Consider the following 22,862-nt stretch of genomic DNA (forward strand, 5'->3'; position numbering starts at 1 on the left):
CTCCCTGAACCATTTCTTTGTCATATGCTCAACTTCTCCAGTCTTGTCCTGCTGTTTATAAAATCATAAACAACCTTTGTGCCAACTAATGATGTGAACAGATTTATGGCAATTCCAACGCTGAGTGTGACAGCAAACCCCTTAATAGGGCCGGTACCGAACAGGAACAGGATCACGGCAGTGAGAAGTGTGGTTACATGGGAATCTACAATAGATAGAAATGCCTTATCATAACCCGACTCTATAGCCGAACGCACTGGTTTTCCAAGCCGCAATTCCTCTCTGATACGTTCTAATATCAGGACGTTTGAATCCACCCCCATTCCTATCGTCAGTATTATTCCTGCAATACCGGGAAGCGTCAGCGTTGCATCAAGGACAGCCAGCGAACCCACAAGCATGATGAGGTTCAGGAGCATCGCAAAATCAGCGATAACACCTGACAACTTATAGTAGATAGCCATGAAAAGGATAATCAGGATGCCTGCAACAATCGTCGCCTTAACCCCCTTCTCAATGGAATCTCTTCCAAGGGACGGTCCAACAGTGAGGTTCTGAATTATCTCAACCGGGGCAGGAAGAGCACCGGCCCTCAGTACAATTGCAAGGTCCTGTGCCTCCTCCATGGAGAATTTTCCGCTTATCTGCGCCTTTCCCCCGCTGATCCTCTCCTGAATAACCGGCGCTGAATATACATTGCCATCGAGCACAATAGCAAGCCTCTTCTTAACATTCTCTCCGGTTATCCTGTCAAACAACCTGGCCCCGATGCTGTTAAAAGTTATGGAAACATAGGGTTCATTAAACTCCTGGTTAATGCTGACCTCAGCATCTGATATGGCATCTCCGGTCATAAGCGCTTTTGATTTGACCAGATAAGGTATCGCCTGTTTAGCCTTTTTTGTCACCGGGTCAACATCTCTTCCGTAGAGTATCTCATCTCCCTCAGGCACCTGTCCTGAAGCTGCGCCTTTGATATCAGCCCCGTCATCAACTATTTTAAATTCGAGCATTGCCGTCTTCCCTATGAGTTCAATAGCACGCTTGGGTTCTTTAATCCCGGCAAGCTGAACCAGTATCTCATTTTCTCCCTGGCGCTGTATCAGGGGCTCGCTTACACCAAACTGGTCAATCCTGTTCCTGATGGTCTCAAGGGCCTGTGATACAGCTGAGTCCTTAATCCTCTTGATCTCAGACGATGACAATAAATATACAATTTCCCCGGGCTGTTCCTTCTCAACTGAGAACACAGGGTAGTTCTTTTTTATCTCAGCGGCAATATCCGCTCCCTTTGCCGTATCCTGGAACTTTACGACAAGTCTTGATATGGTACTGCCATGACCCGATGATACGTTATTGATACCCTTCTGAGTCAGGACTGCCACGATGTCATCAGCAGCTCGCTGAACGAAATTTTCAACCGCCTTATCACCATTCACGGCAAGCACAAGGTGTATTCCGCCCTGAAGGTCAAGCCCCAGTGTTATGGCTTTTGACGGAAAGACCCGTTTCCAGAATGACGGGAAGCTGTCAAAAACAGGGAGGGACGGGAGGAAAAACAGAATTGCCAGCACAGTCGCTGCAGCAAGTAATGTCACCCTCCACTTAAGAGTCTTTTTCATGATTCCTTCTCCTCTGCCCTTAACTCAGAAACAGAACCCTTCATCATCCTGATCTTGATGTTAGGCGCCACTTGCAGAGTGATGGCATCTTTATCCACATTGGCTATTGTGCCTATTATGCCTGATGATGTAACAACCCTGTCTCCGCTCTTTAGATTATCCAGCATAGCCTGATGTTTTTTCCTCTGCTTCTGCTGAGGCATGATAACAAGAAAATAGAAGATAGGGAATATAAGTATAATAGGCAGAAATGACCAAAGCCCTCCGAGAGGGTTACCTCCCGACTCTCCGGCTGCAAAGGCCAGTGATAGTGACATTAACATTGAACCTCCTCCTTTCTGAAATTATAAAAATCCTCTCTGAACTGTGACAGTCTGCCTGCAGCAATTGCACCCCGTATGTCCTGCATGAGCCTTCCAAAATAATGAAGATTGTGAATCGTATTGAGCCTTGGCCCAAGAAATTCTCCTGACATAATAAGATGCCTGAGGTATGCCCGGGAATATTTTCCGCATGTATAGCAGCTGCATCCCTCTTCAACAGGAGACTCATCATCTTTATAGCAGGAATTTTTTATTGTTATATGTCCGCCTCTTGTATAGAGAAAACCCCTCCTGCCATGCCTTGTCGGCACTACGCAATCAAACATATCAATACCGCGGGCAACGCCCTCTATTATATCATCAGGATGGCCTACACCCATCAGGTATCTTGGCTTATTCCACGGCAGAAGGGGGGCAACATAATCCATGACAGAATACATCATATCCTTGGGTTCTCCAACGCTTACACCGCCTATGGCATAACCGTCAAAACCGGCTTCAACAAGCTTTTCAGTGCAATATTCCCTGAGGTCTTTGTAGTAACCTCCCTGAAGCACACAAAAAAGTCCCTTATCACTGCTGATGTGCGCCTCTTTTGACCTGAGGGCCCACTGTATGGTCAGGTCAGTCGAGGCCTTTGCATATTCATACGAAGATGGATACTGGATACACTCATCAAGGCAGATTATGATATCAGAACCAATGTGCCCCTGAATCTCAATAACACCCTCAGGTGTCAAGAAATGTTCAGATCCATCAAGCGGAGACCGGAACAAGACTCCATCGCTGGTTATCTTTCTGAGCTTTGCAAGACTAAACACCTGATAACCGCCACTGTCCGTAAGAATCGGGCCGTCCCACCCCATAAAATTATGCAGTCCCCCGAACTTTCTGATTACTTCTGTACCTGGTCTGAGATAGAGATGAAATGTGTTTCCAAGTATAATCTGCGCACCACTCGCGCGCACTTCCTCCGGCGTCATCCCCTTAACAGTGCCTGCTGTGCCTACAGGCATGAAGGCAGGGGTGTCAATTATTCCGTGCGGGGTAGTAAGCCTGCCAACCCTCGCATTTGTGCCGCTGTCCTCTGCTGTTATCTCAAACTTCACTCGAAAATACTCCTAAGTACCCATCATCCCCACGGAACCTGTCCCCGCATGATTTAAGCGGGGAGTGAGAATCCAGAACCAGGCCTCGGTCTGGATTCCCGCTCCCCGCTTAAATCCGTGGGGACAGGTTTCGCGGGAATGACGTTTTCATGACTCCATTGTGAGTCCTGAGCTGTGAGCTTGACGAACTGTCGAATGGCTCATGACGGCTCACCTGACAATCCCGGTTATCAGGGCCTGCCCTACATCCGCTCCGGTGCACTTACTCCGATTATTGCCAGCCCGCTTTTCAATACCTGCTTAACTCCCTGCAATAACATAAATCTCGCCTCTGTAAGCCTTCTGTCATCAGTTATAACCCTGTGATGGAAATAATAATTATGGAGGACAGTTGCCAGTTCCTGAAGATAAAAGGTAATCCTGTGAGGCTCCAGTGCCTGGGCGCTTGTTTCTATCAATTCAGGATATGAGGCAATAATCCTAATCATCCTTATTTCTTCAGGAAGGGCAAGCAGAGACAGATCTGTGCTGTCCGGAAGCGGGTCTTTCATACCTTTTTCCTCTGCCTGTCTGAAGATGTTCACGATCCTCGCATGGGCATACTGAACATAATAGACAGGGTTCTCCGAAGACTCTTTTTTTACGAGTTCCAAATCAAAGTCGAGATGGCTGTCCGAACGTCTTGTAAGGAACATAAACCTGGCAGCATCCTTCCCAACCTCATCTATCACCTCACGAAGTGTAACAAACTCGCCTGACCGCGTTGACATTGAAACAGGTTTTCCCTCGCGCAGCAATGTTACGAATTGAACCAGGAGGATCCTCAGCCTCTCAGCCGGATTGCCAAGACACTGTACCCCGGCCTTCATGCGCGGCTCATACCCATGGTGATCAGCGCCCCATATATCAACGATAAAGTCAAAACCTCTCTGCAACTTGTTCTGATGATAAGCGATGTCTGATGCAAAATAGGTCTTTTGCCCGTTTGCCCTCACAACAACCCTGTCCTTGTCATCTCCAAACTGTGTTGTATTAAGCCAAAGGGCGCCTTCCTGTTCAAAAATAAACCCCTTGTCTTCAAGCTGCCCAAGAATATTCTCTACTTCGCCACTGTCATAAAGCCTCTTTTCCGAAAACCACTCATCAAAAAAAACGCCGAAATCTCCGAGGTCTTTTCTGATCCCTTCGAGTATGTTGTCCTTTGCATATTTTACAAAGAACCTGACCGCCTCATTTTCAGGAATTTTTAAATATTTATCCTTTTCCACTCCAATAATACATTTTGCAATATCTTTTATGTAGTCACCCTTATATCCGTCCTCAATAAACGGGACAGAAGGATCAAAGACCTGTTTGTATCTGATCCATGCAGATCGTCCCAGTGTCTCCATCTGATTACCCACGTCATTGATATAATATTCCTTCTTAACATTATAACCTGCACACTTAAGCAGATTAGCCAGAGAGTCACCAAAGGCAGCTCCCCGCCCATGCCCTATGTGGAGGGGACCGGTTGGGTTTGCGCTGACGAACTCAACCTGAACTGTTTTCCCGTTTCCAGCATTGACATGGCCATAAGCATCCCCTTTGACCAGTATATTTTTAAGGACTTCCAGCCATGTGCCGGTCTTTAAAAAGAAATTTATATAACCAGGTCCTGCGATCTCAACCCGTTCAATGATCCCTTCCCTGTCATCAATAAATCCAACTATGGTTTCAGCAATCAAGCGCGGAGATTTCTTTTCATGGGCCGCCATACTCAAACTTATGGTCGAGGCATAATCTCCCTTTGACTCATCCTTTGGAACTTCAAGTACAAGTGCCGGAACAGCTTTCGTATTAAAGGCGCCTGACTCTATTGACCTGTCAATGGCCCGCCTTAATATTTCAATAAGTTCTATTCGCATGTTATAAGGGTTTACAGTATAATCCAAATTTGTTAGCATACTGCATTTACCGGTAAATTGCAAGGGAATGAAGCATCTTTTAAACAAAGTATTTCTGTCTGCCTGCTCTGCCATTATGCTCACACTGTCATTTCCTGTACATGACAAATGGTTTTTGGCATGGGCGGGTCTCATACCTCTTTTCTTTATTGTCAGGGGCAATGACAAAAAACGCAGTTTCCTGTGGTGCTGGCTCTCAGGCACATTGTTCTTTATTTTCACTATAAACTGGATAACGCAGACTATGAACCATTACGGCAACATGCCTTTATGGCTCAGTTTTATGGTGCTGCTCCTGCTATCAGCCTATCTTGGTATATATACAGGGCTGTTTGGATATCTCATCAAATTGATTTCAGAGAAGACTTCCATACCCCTTTTTGTTGCAGCCCCATTTTTATGGGTCTCTCTTGAATTTCTGAAGGCACACTTAATCTCAGGGTTTCCATGGGCATCTCTGGGATACTCACAATATAAATTCCTTCACATAATACAGATAGCAGATTTTTCCGGAATCTATGGAATATCTTTTCTGATTGTTTCAGTTAATGCAGCGCTTTTTCAGGTCCTGGACCGCCGGCGAATGATGCTTTCGGTTTCCTCCATAGCATTGATTCTTGCACTATGCGCGGGATACGGATATTACAGGCTCAGCCTGGATTACGGACCGCGTGATGACAGGGGAATTAAAATTGCCGTCATTCAGGGGAATATACCTCAGAATCTCAAGTGGGACAGAAGCTTCCAGCGGAGGACTGTTGACATTTATAAAAGGCTTACAATTAAGGCAGCGGAACAATATCCTGAGCTTGTGATATGGCCGGAGACTGCTGCACCATTCTTTTTTCAGGACAATCTGCAGTATCGTAATGAGATATTGGATATTGCTGCAGAAGGACACGCCTATCTGCTCTTTGGAAGCCCGGCATTTGAAATAGCAGATCAATATGAACAAAAAATGTTAAACAGCGCGTATTTTATTTCACCTGAGAGGAAAACACTGTCAAGGTATGATAAAATTCACCTCGTCCCTTTCGGTGAGTACGTGCCATTATCAGGCATACTGTTTTTCATAGAAAAGATTACGACTGGGACAGGAGACTTCTCGCCAGGAAGGGATTATACTGTGATGGAACTGCCTCATGGGAAATTCGGAGCAGTGATTTGTTATGAAGTCATCTTCCCGGAACTCTTCAGAAAATTTGTCCTGAACGGGGCGGAGTTTATGACAACTATCACTAATGACGCGTGGTTCGGAAGAACCTCTGCTCCGTATCAGCACTTTTCAATGGCTGTCTTCCGGTCTGTTGAAAACAGGGTCTGGCTTGCCAGGGCTGCCAATACAGGCATATCAGGCTTTATAAACCCAAAAGGCGAGATACTGCAGGCAAGCCCGATTTTTGAAGAAGCCTTTCTAATCCAGAAAATATACCCATCCGCCGAAAAGACATTCTACACAAAGTTCGGAGACCTGTTTGCATACGGGGCAATCTTTATTACCTGCCTGATGCTTGTACGATCCTGCATCTCATACCTCTATCATTGAACATTCAATTGTGTTAAAATTTCAGCGATGTTTAAGCACATTAGGACCAAATTTGTAATCATCCTCCTGATCATAGGCATTCTCCCGCTCCTCATAGGGACTACTATTTACCTTACAACATCCAAACGTGAGCGGATTATTGAAAAAGAACATATCTCCAAGCAGGAGTTGTCGCATGTCTCTTTTGCCATAGAATCAATCTTTCTGAAGGCACAGACAAACCTGCTCCTCGCTGCAGAAAACCCCGCCTTCTTCCGCTACTTCACAGACAAGCCCCGGCAGTCTGACTGGGTCTATGAGCAGACCAAAACACTTCGTCAATTGCAACTCGTTTTCCCGGAGGCGATGAGCGTTACTGCATTCATTGATGTATCAGGCACAGAGATCACAAAGGTCGTTGTAAAACAGATATCCCCCGGGAAAGGTCTGAGATCTATTATAAATGCCCCTTTTTTTGTGCCTGGCCTCTCTCAACCTCCCGGAGGTGTATATCAGGGGGAACCATACCTTAGCCCGGAAACTCATCACTGGGTTATACCGTTCGTTGCACCTGTACATGATCAGGGGAAAATTATGGGGCTTTTGTATTTTGACCTGAATCTTGAATACTTCAGTGAAAAGCTGAAATGGAATCTGTCCGCAGGCAACCATGCTTTCCTGCTCGAGAGGAGCGGGAAGATTCTTGCACAAACAATTATTGCCGTAGGAGAAACAACAGGGCTCCCCAATATACTATCCCTCGATCAGTCCAAATGGTTTCACGAGATAATGAACAGAATCCTGGAGGGCTCACAGGGTACAGAAAGGTTTAAAACGTCCAAAGGGCGTGATTATTTAGTCTCGTATCAGTCTGTCCCGTCAAGTTCCTGGAGTGTAATGGTCCTGACCCCAAACTATGAAAGTATGCGGGACATTCTTCCGCTGGATCAGTTTCTATTGATATTTGCAATTACATTCGTACTGATTATCTTATTTACATTCTACATGGGAAAGAAATTCTCTGACCCTGTAAAAGACGTTGTTACAGGAACACAGATCATTGCCAGCGGAGATTTCACATACCGGATAAATACGAATCTTAATGATGAGCTTGGAGAACTTGCAATGTCATTTAACAAAATGGCAGAATACCTCCACAAGACTTATCAGGACCTGAAATCAACCAGCGCCCAGCTGACACAATCCGCAAAACTGGCTGCAGTAGGAGAGCTTGCGGCCGGAGTAGCACATGAACTGAATCAGCCGCTGATGGTTATCAGGGGGCATGCACAGGAACTTATTGAGGGAAATACAGTCCCAGGACAAATTACAAAGGACCTCAGGCTTATTGAGAAACAGACAGGCCGGATGATGAGGATCATAGACCATCTCAGGGCCTTTGCACGGCAATCCTCAGGAGCTTATGAGCCTGTTAATTTGAATGATGTAATAAATGATTCCTTTACTTTAATTACCCAGCAACTGAAAAATAGCAACATTGAAATTGTCAAAGAGCTGGATGATTCCATCCCAAGGATATGGGGAGATCCAAACAAACTCGAACAGGTATTTCTGAATCTCATAACTAATTCAAGAGATGCAATGGAGGAAATGGGGCATGGAACACTGACAGTTAAAACTCAGCCTCTGTTTGGCAATACGTCGTCAAAGAATGACAAAAAGGCAAATGGGGTTATGGCATCATTCAAAGACACAGGGGGCGGCATATCAAATGATATAATAGACAAGATATTTGATCCTTTTTTTACTACAAAAGAAGTTGGAAAAGGAACAGGGCTGGGTCTTTCAATAAGCTACTCAATATTAAAGGACCATGGTGGCAGCATTTATGCGGAAAGGAATGACAGTGCAGGGACAACATTCATACTTAATTTCCCGGCTGATAGACGAAGATTGCCAAGAAAAAAACACATCCGGGAACTTAAATCACCTGTAGAGGAAATTTAGAATAACGAATGATTTCTTAAGGGAGGTACTATGGGAGCAGAGACCATATTGGTTGTTGATGATGATGAGGATATTCTCGATTTAATTGAACGGCACCTGAGCAACAGGGGGTATGAGGTTTTGACCGCTTATGACGGAGAACAGGCTATATCCCTTCTCGAAAAACTGCGTTTTGATCTTGTTATCACTGACTTGACCATGCCGAAATTCGACGGCATGGCAGTGCTCAAAAGGGCAAAGGAAAAGGACCCCAATATCGAGGTCGTAATACTTACCGGTCATGGGACAATGGACAATGTTGTTGAGGCATTGCGTGACGGCGGGGCATTTGATTATCTGCAAAAGCCTCTGCACAATATAAAGCAATTAAGTTTTGTCACAAAGAAGGCCCTTGAAAGAAAACGCCTGCGGCTTGAGAATCATAAACTGATTGACTCACTCAATGAGACGAATTCAAGGTTAAGGGAAAAACTGACGCGCATATCAAGAGATTTGTCCGGTGTTGCTCAGTTGATCTCCTCATCATCTGATGAAGAGATCAAGGCAACAGTAATACCGGTGCTGGATGCAATAATAGCTGTTCTAAACAGGGAGTAGAAAAGGCCGGGGTCTCTAAGTGCCCATCTCCCATGATGCAAGATACTGCTGCTGTTCTTTCGTAAGCTTGTCTATTTTTATCCCCATTGCATTCAGCTTTAATCTGGCAATCTCCCTGTCAATATTGGCAGGCACAGGATACACATTTTTCCCAAGCTTGCTGCCTTTTTTCACCATATACTCGGCTGAAAGGGCCTGATTTGCAAAGCTCATATCCATTACGCTCGACGGGTGACCCTCTGCTGAAGCAAGATTAATCAGCCTCCCCTCACCAAGCAGATTGATACGCCTGCCGTCTTTCATGGTAAACTCTTCAACATAATCCCTGATTACCCTCCTCTTTCTGCTGAGTTTGCGTAAAGCAGGTATATCTATCTCAACATTGAAATGCCCGGAGTTGCATACAATTGCGCCATCCTTCATGATCTTGAAATGCTCTTCTCTAAGCACATTAATGTCACCTGTAACAGTCACAAAGAAATCACCAATCTTTGCCGCTGCAGACATAGGCATTACCCTGTAACCATCCATAACCGCCTCAAGGGCCTTTAAGGCATCAATTTCCGCAACTACAACATCTCCGCCAAGTCCCTTTGCCCTCATCGCAATACCTTTACCGCACCATCCGTAACCTGCGACAACTACCACAGTACCTGCTACAAGCCTGTTGGTAGCCCTGAGCATCCCATCAAGTGTGCTCTGACCGGTGCCGTATCTGTTATCGAACAGGTGCTTTGTCAGTGCGTCGTTCACGGCAATAATTGGATACTCGAGGACGCCTTCATTCGCCATACTCTTTAAACGTATTACACCTGTAGTCGTCTCTTCTGTGCCGCCGATCACACTTTTTAGCAGGTCTTTTCTCTTTGAGTGCAATAACGAAACAACATCAGCGCCATCATCCATGGTTATATTGGGATTGAGGTCCAATGCTGAATTAATATGCTTATAGTAGGTATCATTATCCTCACCTTTAATGGCAAACACCGGTATTCCGGAATGCTTGACAAGAGATGCTGCAACATCATCCTGAGTGCTCAGAGGATTAGACGCACAAAGCACAGTATCCGCACCGCCTTCCTTGAGTGTCTGGGCAAGACAGGCAGTCTCAGTAGTTACATGAAGGCATGCAGTAAGCCTCATCCCTTTAAGGGGCTTCTCCTTTTTAAATCTCTCCCTGATGAGCCTCAGGACAGGCATATTCTGTTCAGCCCATTCTATACGGAGTTTACCCTTGTCAGCCAAACCAATGTCTTTAATATCAAAATCCATAATGTAATTTCTCCTTTTATATTATCTGACCATACTCTTGCAATTACAGACCGGCGGCCTTTCTCAGTGGCTCTGCCATGTCCGTCTTCTCCCACGTAAACTCAGGCTCTGTCCTTCCAAAATGTCCATACGCTGCAGTCTTCTTAAAGATCGGGCGTCTTAACTGAAGGTGCTCAATTATGCCTTTCGGAGTAAGCGGGAAAAATTCCCTTACGAGTTTGACAATCTTCTCCTGCGGGATCTTACGGGTGCCAAATGAATCCACCAGAATGGAAACAGGATCTGAAACACCTATGGCATAAGCAAGCTGAACCTCACACTTGTCTGCTATACCTGCTGTAACTATATTCTTTGCGATGTACCTTGCCATATAGGATGCGGAGCGGTCAACCTTTGTCGGATCTTTACCTGAAAAGGCGCCGCCCCCATGACTTCCGACACCACCATATGTATCAACAATGATTTTCCGTCCTGTCAGACCTGTATCACCCTGAGGACCGCCTGTAACAAATCTTCCCGTAGGATTTACATGGTATGTCACATTCTCCTCATCCAGGAGATTGGATGGTATAACGTGCTTTATAACCTTCTCAATCATGTCTTCGCGTATCTCCTTTAGGGTAATGTCAGGACTATGCTGTGTAGATATAACTACAGTAGATACCCTCTCAGGCTTACCGTTGGTATATTCTACTGTAACCTGGGACTTTCCATCCGGTCTAAGGTATGGAAGTATGTCCTTTTTCCTGACCTCTGAAAGCCTTCTGGTAAGTTTATGTGCCAGCAGAATCGGAGTCGGCATGCACTCTTCTGTCTCATTTGTTGCATAGCCGAACATAAGCCCCTGATCCCCGGCTCCACCTGTATCAACACCCATTGAAATATCCGGCGACTGCGAATGGATTGCAGTCAGAACAGCGCACGTTTCATAGTCAAATCCGTATTTGGCCCTTGTATAACCAACTTCTTTTATGGTCTCTCTTACAATGTCCGGTATTTCTACATATGTGTTAGTAGTAACCTCTCCTGCCACAAATGCAAGGCCTGTGGTGACAACAGCCTCACAGGCTACACGACACATTGGGTCATTGGCAATTATTGAATCCAAAACAGCATCTGATATCTGATCTGCGATCTTGTCAGGATGTCCCTCAGTCACAGATTCTGATGTAAATTGAAAATTTACCCTTCCCATTTAATACCCCCCTATGTTATTTTCTGATCACATCTCATGATTTATACCATATATTAACAACATATAGCAAGAAAAAAACTAATAAGTATATACTGCCTTATCACAACTTGACAGTGGGTTATGGCAGAGCTATAGTAAAGGCAGAAATACAGTTGGCTAAGGTCCTTGATAATACCCCGATTTTTATTGGGGAGAGTAGGGCTCGCAGCAAATGCGAGAGCTTCAATTTCGTGTAAATTGATACTTACCAATGAGAGGATCTTAGCCTTTTACAATAGCTTCAGACCCGGTATTTACAGGGTCTGAAGCTATTTTTTGAGTATTGGTATTACACCCCTTAATTTTTCCATCCTACTTCAGTTTCGTAGCTGGGTCACCAAAGAAAATGAAGGTCTGAACTGCATCCTCCATTATATTGTTATTTGTGTAAGCCTTTGTCTTGGCCCTGGTTACTGCCTCGCCTAATGATATATTCTCAGAAAGCATGATGCTGTACAGTTCCTGTGCAAGGGGGTCGTGATCTGAAAGATAGCCCCATGAACCCGGCGCCAGCACTGCCACGGCCCCCTTGTTACGGGCAAGGATAAAGGCCTCGGCTATAGACGGGTCCAGCGTATCTGCCCTGACAAAGTATCCGTTCAGACAATTCAGGGCAACAACAAACGGGTAAGCTGAATTTGTGAGCTCCGCTACATCAAGGGATGAAAACATATTATTTGCCCAGTCATCAAAGGCGCCATGCCCTGTGTAATTTACTATCAGTGGATTTGAATTGATAGCAGAGGAAATTGCCGGCTTAAAATTTTGCTGAAGCGTACTCTCATATACTTTGGCTGGTACATACCCAGAAGACGATACGATACCACTGATTGAGTCAGACAGGCCTTCAAAGTTCGGATTGTCGTCATCTGCAATCAGGGCAACAGTTCCAGATTTGACAGAGCCTTCATGAGAAATTATCTTTGAGATTACATCCGAAACCTCAAGAGCTGACCTGGCAGGAATCCTGCCGATGTTCATCTCAGGCAGGACATCTTCAATGACATCAACAAACCAGTTATCGCTCGGCACCTCTCCAAGTCCCGGATAATTGTACAGGTACGCAGGCATATAGTTTTTGCCGTTGCCACTCAAATCCTTATAGTCAACAGTGGCATCGCCCACGAGGAGCACGTATTGAGGCCTGATGGCCCAATTATCATAGGCATATTTCAGATACGCCCTTATCGCGTGCGGGCTCTCCACCCCGCCGCTGAACTGATCATAGATGTCGTTTATCCTGACTGTAACCACGCTGTAACCCTGCTGAGATCTGTAACCGGCAAGTGCTTTAATGGCATCAGCAAAGTCCGGATGGGTGATAATTATATAGTCTCCATTTTTTGACTTAATATCAGAAGGGGTGTATTGTTCGATCACCGGAACCATCTGATCGTATGCTACTGCAACAAACGGTCTGTCTTCTGCATAGGGGCTCGGAAAAGAGACCCCGAAGTTTGGGTCGACTGCAGTACCTATATTTTGGGGCGGGCCAATGCTGATCTTTTCCGGATTGACCGGATCCGATATCTCATAAACAGAGATATCACCTGATGTAAAACCTGAGAGTTTAATGAGATTACTGCCTGTAAACTCTATGTAGTTGTGCTCCGCTTTATATTGACGATTGTACGTAACGTCAAACCAGTCAAGATAAAACATACCACCCCCGACGCTCTCAACATAGAGTGTATTGGGGCCGTTATTAAAATGCAAAGCAGGTATTCCTGAGATGTCAATATCATAAGGGTCCTGGCTGTTCCACACATACTGTCCTGCATAATAACCATTAACATATACCTTAACCAAATGGTCGAAACTGACAGACTGTACCCGCAACTTTATGGAAACCGCGTAATTCTTGTCAATATATCTGGTGCTGAAGGTGAAGGGAATCTTATCATCTGGCTTCGGATAAATCCTGTCCCCCCAAAACCAGTGTTCCCGGACATCTGAAGCAGAATCTATCTCAGGATAGTTCTTCTGTACGTACTCGGTATCCTCCTCTACATGCAGCTTTCTGGTAAAAGAAGACGGTTCCGGAAGAGGCGGCCCCCCGGCAGCCGGGGCAATCCTCCTCTCTATCCGTTTGCCTGTCCCTTCTCCTACCGAGAGCCAGTACACATTGGTCTCTGTATACCTGAACCGGCTGTCGTCACGGCCGATGGCCTTGCCATAAAACTCTATATAGTCTCCGGCTTCAAAGTATCCATTTCCGTTATTGTCAGTGACATCTATTGGGGTAACTACCCCCTGGCTTGAGAGACTCAATGTAGTGAATGAAATGGAGGTTGACGGGCATTCACTGTACAGGTCAGTATACTTAATCCTGTAAATCCCGTCTTTGCTTATCTTAACTTTTGCTACATTACCGGTTCTGGAACATAGCGGATTTATCTTGCCGCCGCCTGTGTTGCCGTTATTGTCTCCGGCAGGCGCACTTCCTCCACCACCAGAACCGCAACCTGCAAGGAAGGATACAATGATGAGTAGAAAGATGTATTTTTTCATTATTTGTTGATTATAAACTGCATTTTTCGTGCCTGCAAATTACTGTTTTGCCGGAGCAGGAGTTTTAGTTGATATTTCAACAGGTTTGGATTCTTTTGCTGATCCATCTTGTGATATGGTTTCGATTTTATACTCATAAACTGTGTTGTCTGTTACACCATTATCCCTGAATGTGTAAAGAAGACCCTTATCACCAGACTGTGAGGCGAAGAATGGCATAGGCATGGTATTAACTTTTACCTGTTTACCGGACTTGCTATCCCTTCTGTGTACATTAAATCCCTTAATATTGCCTGCTGAAACCCATTTTAGGACGACCTTTCTGCCCTCATCTATGGCAGCTTCAAAAGGTCCTTCAACCTTCTCTCCTTCCCGTACCTGTCTGACACTCATCTCATTACCGTTGTCATCTTCTATCTTTATTGAAAAATCAGATGGAGACGGGTATTCTTCCCTGTCAGGTTCTTTTAAGGCACTCTTTGGCACCCTCTCCGTAACTGCATGTTGAATTCCCGGACTTTCAGGACTGTCGTGTGATAACTCATCACCTGTAGCATCTTTACCCAGGACCCCTGAGGCCATCTCTCCATCCTTTTGTTCATCCTTAACACCGGATGCAGGCCCTGTCTGAGAGTCCATAATCACAATCGGAGGCATGAAAGAAGCCGGCTCCTGACCAGTGCCGGCTACCTGAGGCTTAACCACTGGCCCTGCAGACCCCTGATCTTCAGGATTGACACCCGGTCCGGATTCCGCACCTGTCTCCTGCTCATGAGGAGGTGTCAACGGGGTAGCTGAAGATATCATGTGCGTACTTATTTTTCCATTCACATCAACATTCTCAAGTTTATAGAAATACGTAGTCCCATTCTCCACTCCAGTGTCCTCGAAGCTGTAAGTCATGCCCTTGACAGGAGAGCCCTTTGACCTTACAAGCCAGCTATTGATTCTGGTAAAGGGGCCTGACATTGCAGGTCCGCGCAATATGTTGAAGCCCATGCTGTCAACCTCAGCTGCTGTTGACCAGGTTAGAAGCACCTTGCCATCCATGCCCGTGGCCTTAAATGATGTCAGGGTTACAAGCGTGGCCTCTTCTACAGCCGCTGAAAATTCTGAAAAACTATAGACATCGCCGCATACAAAGTTATTATTCACATCAAGTATAACGGTACGGTCCCTGAAATAACCTCCCTCAACATGGAGCCATCTCAATCCCCTCTCTCCCCCGTAACCTATACCAAAGAACCGCGGATCGCTATAAGTGAAGCACATCCTGACCCTGCCTGTATACGATGCAGTAGTATGGATTTCAAAGTATGCCGGCGGTGAGCCAGGGAGGAAACCTGATGGAAGAGGCGATCCTGTCTGAGAGTTGGTGACATAAGTGTCACCCTCTGCAGTAACCTGATCAAAAGTTATAGTCACATTTACATCTGGCTTTACCACTACATTAAGGCCAACCGGCGTATAGGTGTTTGTTACGATGGGGCCGCTAAGGCTTCCCGACTGAGGCAGCAACACCCCCTCAAGCCCGTCAGAGGAATCAAAATAATAATTGTGGGTTCCGTCAGTCAGAATGACACTGTACACATATTGCTCACCATTTACATAATCCCCATCCCTCAGGGTCACTGATGCCGCTGAATCAGGAATCATTGCATAACAGGCCGCATCAATACAGACCCTGATGGAAGAAGGTGCCTGATTGTCCAGATCAGTGTAGACCGTCCTGAAATGGAATGTTGCCGTAGTATTTCCGGTATCAGGGTCAACACCATCGGTCACATAACCCGGATCCGGAGAAAATGACAGTGCCGGCGGATAATTTACATGAGGACTGTTAAGACTTCCTGCAGGCGGAGTTTTGGTATAGGCCAGACCATCGGTCGTCTCAAAGTAGTAGACATGGTCACCTGAGACGAGGGTGCTGATTGAATACAGATATTGTTCACCATTATTGTAATTGCCATCACGCAGGGCAGGGTCTGATACTGCCATATCAGGGCTCATGGCAGTGCACGGCACTGCATCAATGCATATCCTGACAAATGCCGGGGCATTATTATTGACGTCCCTGTACACAATCTTATATGTATATGTAGTGCTCCTGAGACCACTGTTGGGTTCAACGGCATCTCCGCTGCCATAACCTGTCTCAGAAGGGTAGTTTAGCTCAGGTGGGACATTTGTCAGTGTAATGGTTGCATGTCCTGTGGCGCTCCCCTGTACAGAGTTGGCAGTGATGTCTGCAACGCCTTCTGTGGTACCAGACCTGAAGGTAACTATTATTAAGCCTCCGCTGGTTGCAACCTGGATCCCGGCAATACCCCCGTCAGCATCAGGAGATGTAATCAACCCCATTGTTGAAGCAACGGTAATGAGGGTTCCGTCAGAGACAGTATTATTGTTGAGATCCCTTATGACACCGCTTACAATCGTGCTCACAGAGTTCCCATCTGCCGGCATTATAGCGGGATTCGGTGTCAGGGCTATAGTCCCGTAAGGCGGCCCTGGAATGAAGTTGATCTGCGTGCTGCCGCTTGCACTCCCCAATACTGAGAAGGCAGTAATAACAGCCGTCCCCCTGACCGTGCCTGATCTTACTTCAAAGCTTATCATTCCACTGACAGTTGCCATCTGAATACCAGGATAGACACCGTTTTCATCTGCAGTGATTATACTTCCCATGTCAGTCGCTACAGTCACGAGAGTCCCGTCCAGTACCGTATTACCATAAACATCCGTTATTACGCCGCTGGTTACTGTGCTCCATTCAAAGCCGTCAGCAACAATGTTTGCCGGACTTGGCGTAAGAGCTATTGCGCCGTAAGGAGCGCCCGGGAGAAGGGTAATCTGGGTAGCTCCACTTGCAGTGCCATTTACCGATTGTGCTGCTACATTTGCCGAACCTGCCAATGTCCCGCTCTGAACCACAAAACTGACGACACCATTAACCGTAGACCTCTGGATGCCTGGGTAAGCGCCGCTGACATCCACAGAAGTTATATTACCCAGGCCTGTTGCAACTGTAATCAGCGTCCCATCAAGCACGGTATTACCATAGGCATCTGTTACTACCCCGCTCGTTACTGTGCTCGTCGTCACGCCGTCGGCTACAATAGCCGCAGGCACGGGTGTAAGAGATATCGTACCGGCAGGCAGGCCGGGGAGGAATGTTATCTGCGCACTGCCGCTGGCACTCCCCTGGACTGACAGGGCAGTAACATTTGAAATACCCGCCAGTGTACTGGACTGCACAACAAGACTTATTACGCCATTTATCGTGCTAATCTGAATTCCAGGATATGCACCGCTGGCGTCCGCTGTAGTAATAGTCCCGTTACTGACTGACACTGTAATCAGTGTACCGTTGGCAACACTGTTGCCATAAACATCCCTTATTACTCCGCTGGTCACAGTGCTCGTCGTCACACCGTCGGCAACTATACCTGCCGGAACCGGCGTAAGCGAAATAATCCCTGAAGGCACACCGGCAGATATCGTCTCCTGCTGTCCCGCGGGTAGAAGGATTGCAGCAGCATCAGTTGCAGTAATAGTCGGCGTTCCGATTACTGTATCCCTGAAATAAAATGTCCCTGCACCATTAACCATGTTGACAGGGATAGAACCAAGGCTGAATGCACCTCCGCTGCTTGTATCCAGCCTCAGTGTCGCTGAATTACCCGTGATATTCACAGTCCCTGAGTAGCCTGTGTCTGTAAACCCATAATTATCCTTTGCTTCAATCTGAACCACACCTGATACGAATCCGGCTGTTACAGTCTGAGGTGCTGTCGTAAACTGGAGATTTGTGGCGTTTGTCGCTCCGGTTGCAAACTCTGAGAAGCTCGTAACCACGCCGCACACGGTGTTGGTAACTGTATTCACCGAGGTCGTCCTGTCAACAAGGACACTGCCTTCCCTGTGCAACAGCTTTACCAGCCCTTCCCTCGATGCATAGGTCGGCTCATTATAGTTGATGCAAACCGTCACATTACCGTTGTATGTTGCAGTGGTGCCAATGTCAAAATAGCCCGGGCTTACATAACCTGCCGGCAGAGTGGTGCCGGAACCAACCTGCACCGAAGATGTGATACCTATTGTATTGACCGTATCAAAGATTACCGTTGTATCGGCAGAAGGGTTAACAACTATATTTGAACCGGTCTTCGTATTGTAGAAGTTCACAGTTGAGGTCTGGTTCAGGGTAACTGAGCCGTTGACCGTTGCCGATATAACCGCATTACCGGTACTTGTAGAAGCTAAAGTCCCTGTAATCTGTCCTGCAGAATCAGTTACGCCAACAGGCTGTGTGATTATATCGCTCACACCGCGGTTTGAAGAGAGTACCACGGATGCGCCACCCACCAGGTTCATGTTGGAATCCCGTACTGTAATTGTTACAGTTGAAGCGCTTATACCATCAGAAAACACGGGTGTTGTGGCTGTCATAGAACTGTTAGTTGCAGAAGGAGGTCCTGCAGTGAACGCTACCTGAGTGCTGCCGGCTGCACTCCCCAGCACAGACTGTGCAGTTACACCAGCCGTACCTGATACAGTGGACGAACGCACAACAAAGCTGATTATACCGGAGTTCGTCGCTACCTGGATACCGGCATTAGACCCGCTCGCATCAGACGTTGTAATAGTCCCCATGCCTGTTGCTACAGTTATGAGGGAGCCATCAAGTACAGTATTGCCAAATGCATCAACAATTACCCCGCTTGTTACAGTACTTGTAGTAACACCATTTGCAATGATACTGCCCGGGACAGGCGTAAGGGATATCGTTCCGGCAGCAGGACCAGGCTGCAGGACGATACTGTTGTTTCCTGTAATAACAGATAAAAGGGTCCCTGTCGGAGATTCAACGCTGAGGCCCGCTGTCCCGCTTACCGTACCGGTAAGCGTCCTTGTTATTACACCTGAGACGGTAGTACCGCTGCCTGTAATGGCACCAATGGTTGTAACAACCCTGACTGTCGTGCCATCAGGTACAAGATTGCCGCTGGCATCCCTCACTGTTACTGTCAGAGTTGATGAGTCGGACCCATTGGCTATAATAGTCGTTTTCGACGCAGAAATATTGGCCTGGGCCGGAGGACCAGGATTAAACACAATCGTTAAATTACCTGTAACATTAGAGAGTGTTGAACCGGCCGGTGACTGAACGCCAAGCACCCCGGTTCCGCTCAATATACTTGCAAGTGTCCTTGTTACAACTCCATTAACCGTAGTGCTGCTACCGGTTACAGTACCGACTGTCGTCGTTACCATAACTGTTGTACCATTTGCAACGAGGTTATTGTTCGCATCAAACACAGTAACTGTGAGGGTGCTGCTGTCCGAACCGTCAGATACCACGGTAGTCTTTGACGCCGACACTACTGCCTTGGCCGGGACTCCCGGGAGTAATGAAACAGAGGTATTACCTGTTACCGTTGCCAGGGCTGTCCCGGATGGCGACTCGACACCAATGGCAGCAGTCCCTGTCACCAGACCGCTCAAATAACGCGTAACAACGCCGCTAACAGTGGTGCCGCTTCCGGTTACAGTACCGAGTGTCGAAGTAAGATTAACCGTCGTCCCGTTTGTTACAAGGTTCCCATCGGCATCACGGACAGTAATGGTCAGCACAGTCTGATCAACACCGTCGGCGACTATTGATGTCTTTGAGGCCGAAATATTTGCCTGCGCCGGTATACCTGACATAAATGACAGGGAGGTGTTGCCTGTAACCGTCGTCAATGCTGTCCCTGACGGTGACTCAACGCCAAGTGCGGCTGTACCGCTTGTTGTACTCGTGATAGCCCTTGATACGACACCGTTTACCGTCGTAGTTGAACCTGTCACCGTGCCATTGGTCGTCGTAACAGTAACCGTTGTACCGTCTCCGACAAGATTATCGTAGGCATCATACACAGTGACCGTAAGTGTCGCACTGTCTGTGCCGTTTGCTGTAATTGTTGTTTTCGATGCAAGTATGTTTGCCTTTGAAGGACTTGCAGCGGAAACAACAATCGAGTATGCCCTGCTGCCCGTGATATTGTATGCATCAGCAACCTGGACGGTAAAGTTACTTGTACCGCGGACTGTAGGAGTGCCCGAAATAACGCCGGTACTGCTGTTAAAGGCAAGACCCGCAGGCAGTGTCCCTGCGATTATGCTCCATACTACAGGCACTGTACCGCCTGTATAGATGATCGCCTGATTATAGGAGACGCCGGCAGTCCCGGAGCTGAGGGATGCGGTTGTAATGGCAGGGACCTCATTAATCTGGATCGTGAGGGCACTTGTTGAGATTGCACTATTTGAGTCCTGAACCTGCAGGGTAAAGCTGGCAGTACCCACTGCTGAAGGAGTCCCTGATATCACTCCTGTAGCGCTGTTTAGTGTCAATCCGGCAGGCAGGGCGCCGGATGCAATACTCCATGTGAGCGGCGGTTTTCCACCTGATGCGGCTCCAGTCTGACTATAAGGCGCTGTCCTTGTCCCTGCCGGAAGTGATGCTGTTGTAATTGACAGGGCAGAATAGATTGTTATGCTCAGAGACTTCGTTGCTACTGCACTATTGGCATCAACCACCTGTAATGTGAAGTTGGATGTACCTGCTGCAGAAGGTGTACCTGAAATAACCCCTGTGCTGCTGTTTAATGACAATCCTGAAGGCAGTGCACCAACTATTACTGACCATGTAAATGGCGACATGCCTCCCGAGACTGAAACTGTCTGGCTGTAGGCGAGGGCAATCGTCCCATCAGCCAGAGTGGTTGTTGTTATAGAAAGCGCCTGATTAACCACTATAGTCAGAGGCCTGGTATCAATGGCACCGTTTGCATCCTGTACCTGTGCCGTAAAGTTATATGTACCCTGGGCAGTCGGAGTCCCGCTTATCACACCAGTAGAGGTGTTTATGGCAAGACCAGCAGGAAGTGTGCCAACAGGGATGCTCCATACATACGGGCTCTTGCCGCCTGTTGCAGCCAGTGTCTGACTGTATGCTGCGCTGACAGTGGCGTTATTGACAGATGTCGTAGTCAGTGACAGTGCAGTATATATCATAATTGAGAGGGCCCTGGTCGCTGTGGCACTATTGGCATCTGTCACCTGGACTGTAAAATTGCTTGTCCCGGCCAATGACGGCGTACCGCTTATCACCCCGGTGCTGCTGTTAAGATTCAGACCTGCCGGAAGAGTCCCGGTTATGACGGACCAGTTCAGCGGTGTCTTGCCGCCGCTCGCTGCAAGTGTCTGGTTATATGCCAGGTTTACAGTACCGTCGGAAAGCGAGGTTGTTGTAACAGACAGACCTGCATAGACCGTAATTGCAAAGGACTGATTGGCTGTTGCGCCATTGGCATCAGTTACACGCACAGTAAAATTGGATGTACCGGGTGTCGTGGGTATGCCGTTTATCACACCTGTCGCGCTGTTTAGCGTCAAACCTGCCGGCAGGTTACCAACCGGTATCGTCCATGCAACCGGCGATTTGCCGCCTGTTGATACCAGTGTCTGGGTGTACGGAAGGTTCACTGTAGCATCTGCAAGAGATGCTGTCGTGATGGATAAGGCAGTAAAAATGTTAATAGACAGGGCACTGTCAGCCTGAGCTCCGTTGGAATCGGCAACCCTCAAAGTAAAATTGCTTATCCCTGCAGCAGTCGGTGTCCCGCCCACTACACCGGTCGTGCTGTTAAGGGCAAGACCTGCGGGAAGGCTTCCTGAAACAACACTCCAGACATACGGGGTCTTGCCTCCGCCTGCAGCAAGTGTCTGGCTGTAGGCAAGGCTCACTGTACCATCCGGCAGTGATGACGTGTTAAACGACAATGCTGTAAATATTGTAATTGACAATGCCTGTGTGGCTGTTGCACCGTTGGAGTCAGTAACCTGTACCGTGACGTTGGCTGTACCGGCCGAAGTCGGCGTCCCGCTTATAACGCCGGTTGAGCTGTTTAGTGTCAGGCCGGCAGGGAGTGTGCCTGCTGTGAGCGACCACGCAAAAGGTGTCTTGCCGCCTGCTGCTGCGAGCGTCTGACTATAGGCCCAGTTGGCAGTACCGTCTGCAAGCGATGAGGTACTAACAGCAAGAGACGTAAAAATAGTTATTGCCAATGTCCGGGTACTGACTGCGCCGTTCGCATCAACCACCTGAACGGTAAAGTTACTTGTCCCGCCGGCAGTAGGTGTGCCGCTTATAACCCCGGTACCACTGTCAAGGCTTACCCCTGCAGGCAGAACGCCTGAGGTTATGCTCCATGTCAGGGGAGACTTTCCACCACTCGTAGCCAGTGTCTGACTGTAGGCAAGATTAACAGTGCCGTCTGCCAGCGAAGCCGTTGTAACTGACAGCGCTGCATAGACCGTAATAGACAATGCCTGATTTGCAGTCGCCCCGTTTGCATCTGTTACACGCGCCGTGAAATTACTTGTGCCTGCCGCTGCAGGCGTACCGCTGATTGCACCTGTCGCGCTGTTTAGTGTCAGGCCGGCAGGAAGGGCCCCGGCTGAGATCGCCCAGCTATACGGGGTCTTGCCGCCTGCAGCACTGAGCGTCTGGTTGTATGTCAGAGCAACCGTTCCGTCAATCAGGGATGTGGTGGTTACAGATATACCTGAATATATCGCTATTGCCAGTGCCTTTGTAGCAGCAGCGCCGTTGGCATCTGTGGCCTGTACCGTGAAGTTTGATGTCCCTGCAGCAGTCGGCGTCCCGCTGATAACCCCCGTGGCACTGTTAAGGGTAAGGCCGGCC

At 47.4% G+C, this 22,862-nt stretch carries 11 protein-coding genes; 3 read left to right on the forward strand and 8 right to left on the reverse strand.

What is annotated here, in order from left to right:
• Positions 1 to 20 precede the first annotated feature (20 nt).
• From secD to IT393_10985, 4 genes are all read right to left on the reverse strand, one after another.
• A complete protein-coding gene (gene secD, locus IT393_10970; protein MCC7203165.1) occupies positions 21 to 1,622 on the reverse strand; it encodes a protein translocase subunit SecD in 1,602 nt (533 codons plus the stop codon).
• Entirely contained in the window at positions 1,619 to 1,939 is a 321-nt protein-coding gene (gene yajC, locus IT393_10975; protein MCC7203166.1) for a preprotein translocase subunit YajC, read from the reverse strand. Before yajC ends, secD begins: the two co-directional genes overlap by 4 nt.
• A complete protein-coding gene (gene tgt, locus IT393_10980) occupies positions 1,939 to 3,054 on the reverse strand; it encodes a tRNA guanosine(34) transglycosylase Tgt (protein MCC7203167.1) in 1,116 nt (371 codons plus the stop codon). Before tgt ends, yajC begins: the two co-directional genes overlap by 1 nt.
• Before the next feature lie 242 nt (positions 3,055 to 3,296).
• Entirely contained in the window at positions 3,297 to 4,961 is a 1,665-nt protein-coding gene (locus IT393_10985; protein ID MCC7203168.1) for an arginine--tRNA ligase, read from the reverse strand.
• A gap of 67 nt (positions 4,962 to 5,028) precedes the next feature.
• Here IT393_10985 and lnt point away from each other — a divergent pair, with 67 nt between their 5' ends.
• Genes lnt through IT393_11000 form a run of 3 tightly spaced genes read left to right on the forward strand, consistent with a single transcriptional unit; the run spans position 5,029 to position 9,090 of the window.
• Positions 5,029 to 6,546 carry an apolipoprotein N-acyltransferase gene (lnt, locus tag IT393_10990; protein MCC7203169.1) on the forward strand — a complete coding sequence of 506 codons (1,518 nt, stop codon included), beginning with the start codon at positions 5,029 to 5,031 and terminating at the stop codon, positions 6,544 to 6,546.
• A gap of 27 nt (positions 6,547 to 6,573) precedes the next feature.
• Positions 6,574 to 8,493: a HAMP domain-containing protein gene (locus tag IT393_10995; GenBank protein ID MCC7203170.1), complete on the forward strand. Its 1,920-nt coding sequence runs from the start codon at positions 6,574 to 6,576 to the stop codon at positions 8,491 to 8,493.
• Between the two features lie 30 nt (positions 8,494 to 8,523).
• Complete coding sequence (locus IT393_11000; GenBank protein ID MCC7203171.1) at positions 8,524 to 9,090, forward strand: response regulator; 567 nt, start codon at positions 8,524 to 8,526, stop codon at positions 9,088 to 9,090.
• A 15-nt stretch (positions 9,091 to 9,105) separates the two neighbouring features.
• On the opposite strand, the gene IT393_11005 is transcribed toward IT393_11000, so the two are convergent.
• From IT393_11005 to IT393_11020, 4 genes are all read right to left on the reverse strand, one after another.
• A complete protein-coding gene (locus IT393_11005; protein ID MCC7203172.1) occupies positions 9,106 to 10,362 on the reverse strand; it encodes an adenosylhomocysteinase in 1,257 nt (418 codons plus the stop codon).
• 43 nt (positions 10,363 to 10,405) lie between these two features.
• Positions 10,406 to 11,557 (reverse strand): methionine adenosyltransferase, encoded by a 1,152-nt coding sequence (locus IT393_11010; GenBank protein MCC7203173.1) that lies wholly within the window; start codon positions 11,555 to 11,557, stop codon positions 10,406 to 10,408.
• A gap of 351 nt (positions 11,558 to 11,908) precedes the next feature.
• A complete protein-coding gene (locus IT393_11015) occupies positions 11,909 to 14,107 on the reverse strand; it encodes a hypothetical protein (GenBank protein MCC7203174.1) in 2,199 nt (732 codons plus the stop codon).
• 39 nt (positions 14,108 to 14,146) lie between these two features.
• Positions 14,147 to 22,862 (reverse strand): putative Ig domain-containing protein (locus IT393_11020; protein ID MCC7203175.1); only part of this gene is annotated, 8,716 nt, incomplete at its 5' end.

It is taken from the genome of Nitrospirota bacterium (assembly GCA_020851375.1).
In the GTDB taxonomy this organism is placed as follows: domain Bacteria; phylum Nitrospirota; class 9FT-COMBO-42-15; order HDB-SIOI813; family HDB-SIOI813; genus RBG-16-43-11.

Bases quoted from the DNA above. Each gene is read 5' to 3' on its own strand.
- IT393_11015 (MCC7203174.1), bottom strand. From the start codon at position 14,107: ATGAAAAAATACATCTTTCTACTCATCATTGTATCCTTCCTTGCAGGT.
- IT393_11005 (MCC7203172.1), bottom strand. From the start codon at position 10,362: ATGGATTTTGATATTAAAGACATTGGTTTGGCTGACAAGGGTAAACTC.
- secD (MCC7203165.1), bottom strand. From the start codon at position 1,622: ATGAAAAAGACTCTTAAGTGGAGGGTGACATTACTTGCTGCAGCGACT.
- yajC (MCC7203166.1), bottom strand. From the start codon at position 1,939: ATGTCACTATCACTGGCCTTTGCAGCCGGAGAGTCGGGAGGTAACCCT.
- IT393_10985 (MCC7203168.1), bottom strand. From the start codon at position 4,961: ATGCGAATAGAACTTATTGAAATATTAAGGCGGGCCATTGACAGGTCA.
- IT393_11000 (MCC7203171.1), top strand. From the start codon at position 8,524: ATGGGAGCAGAGACCATATTGGTTGTTGATGATGATGAGGATATTCTC.
- IT393_11010 (MCC7203173.1), bottom strand. From the start codon at position 11,557: ATGGGAAGGGTAAATTTTCAATTTACATCAGAATCTGTGACTGAGGGA.
- IT393_10995 (MCC7203170.1), top strand. From the start codon at position 6,574: ATGTTTAAGCACATTAGGACCAAATTTGTAATCATCCTCCTGATCATA.
- lnt (MCC7203169.1), top strand. From the start codon at position 5,029: ATGAAGCATCTTTTAAACAAAGTATTTCTGTCTGCCTGCTCTGCCATT.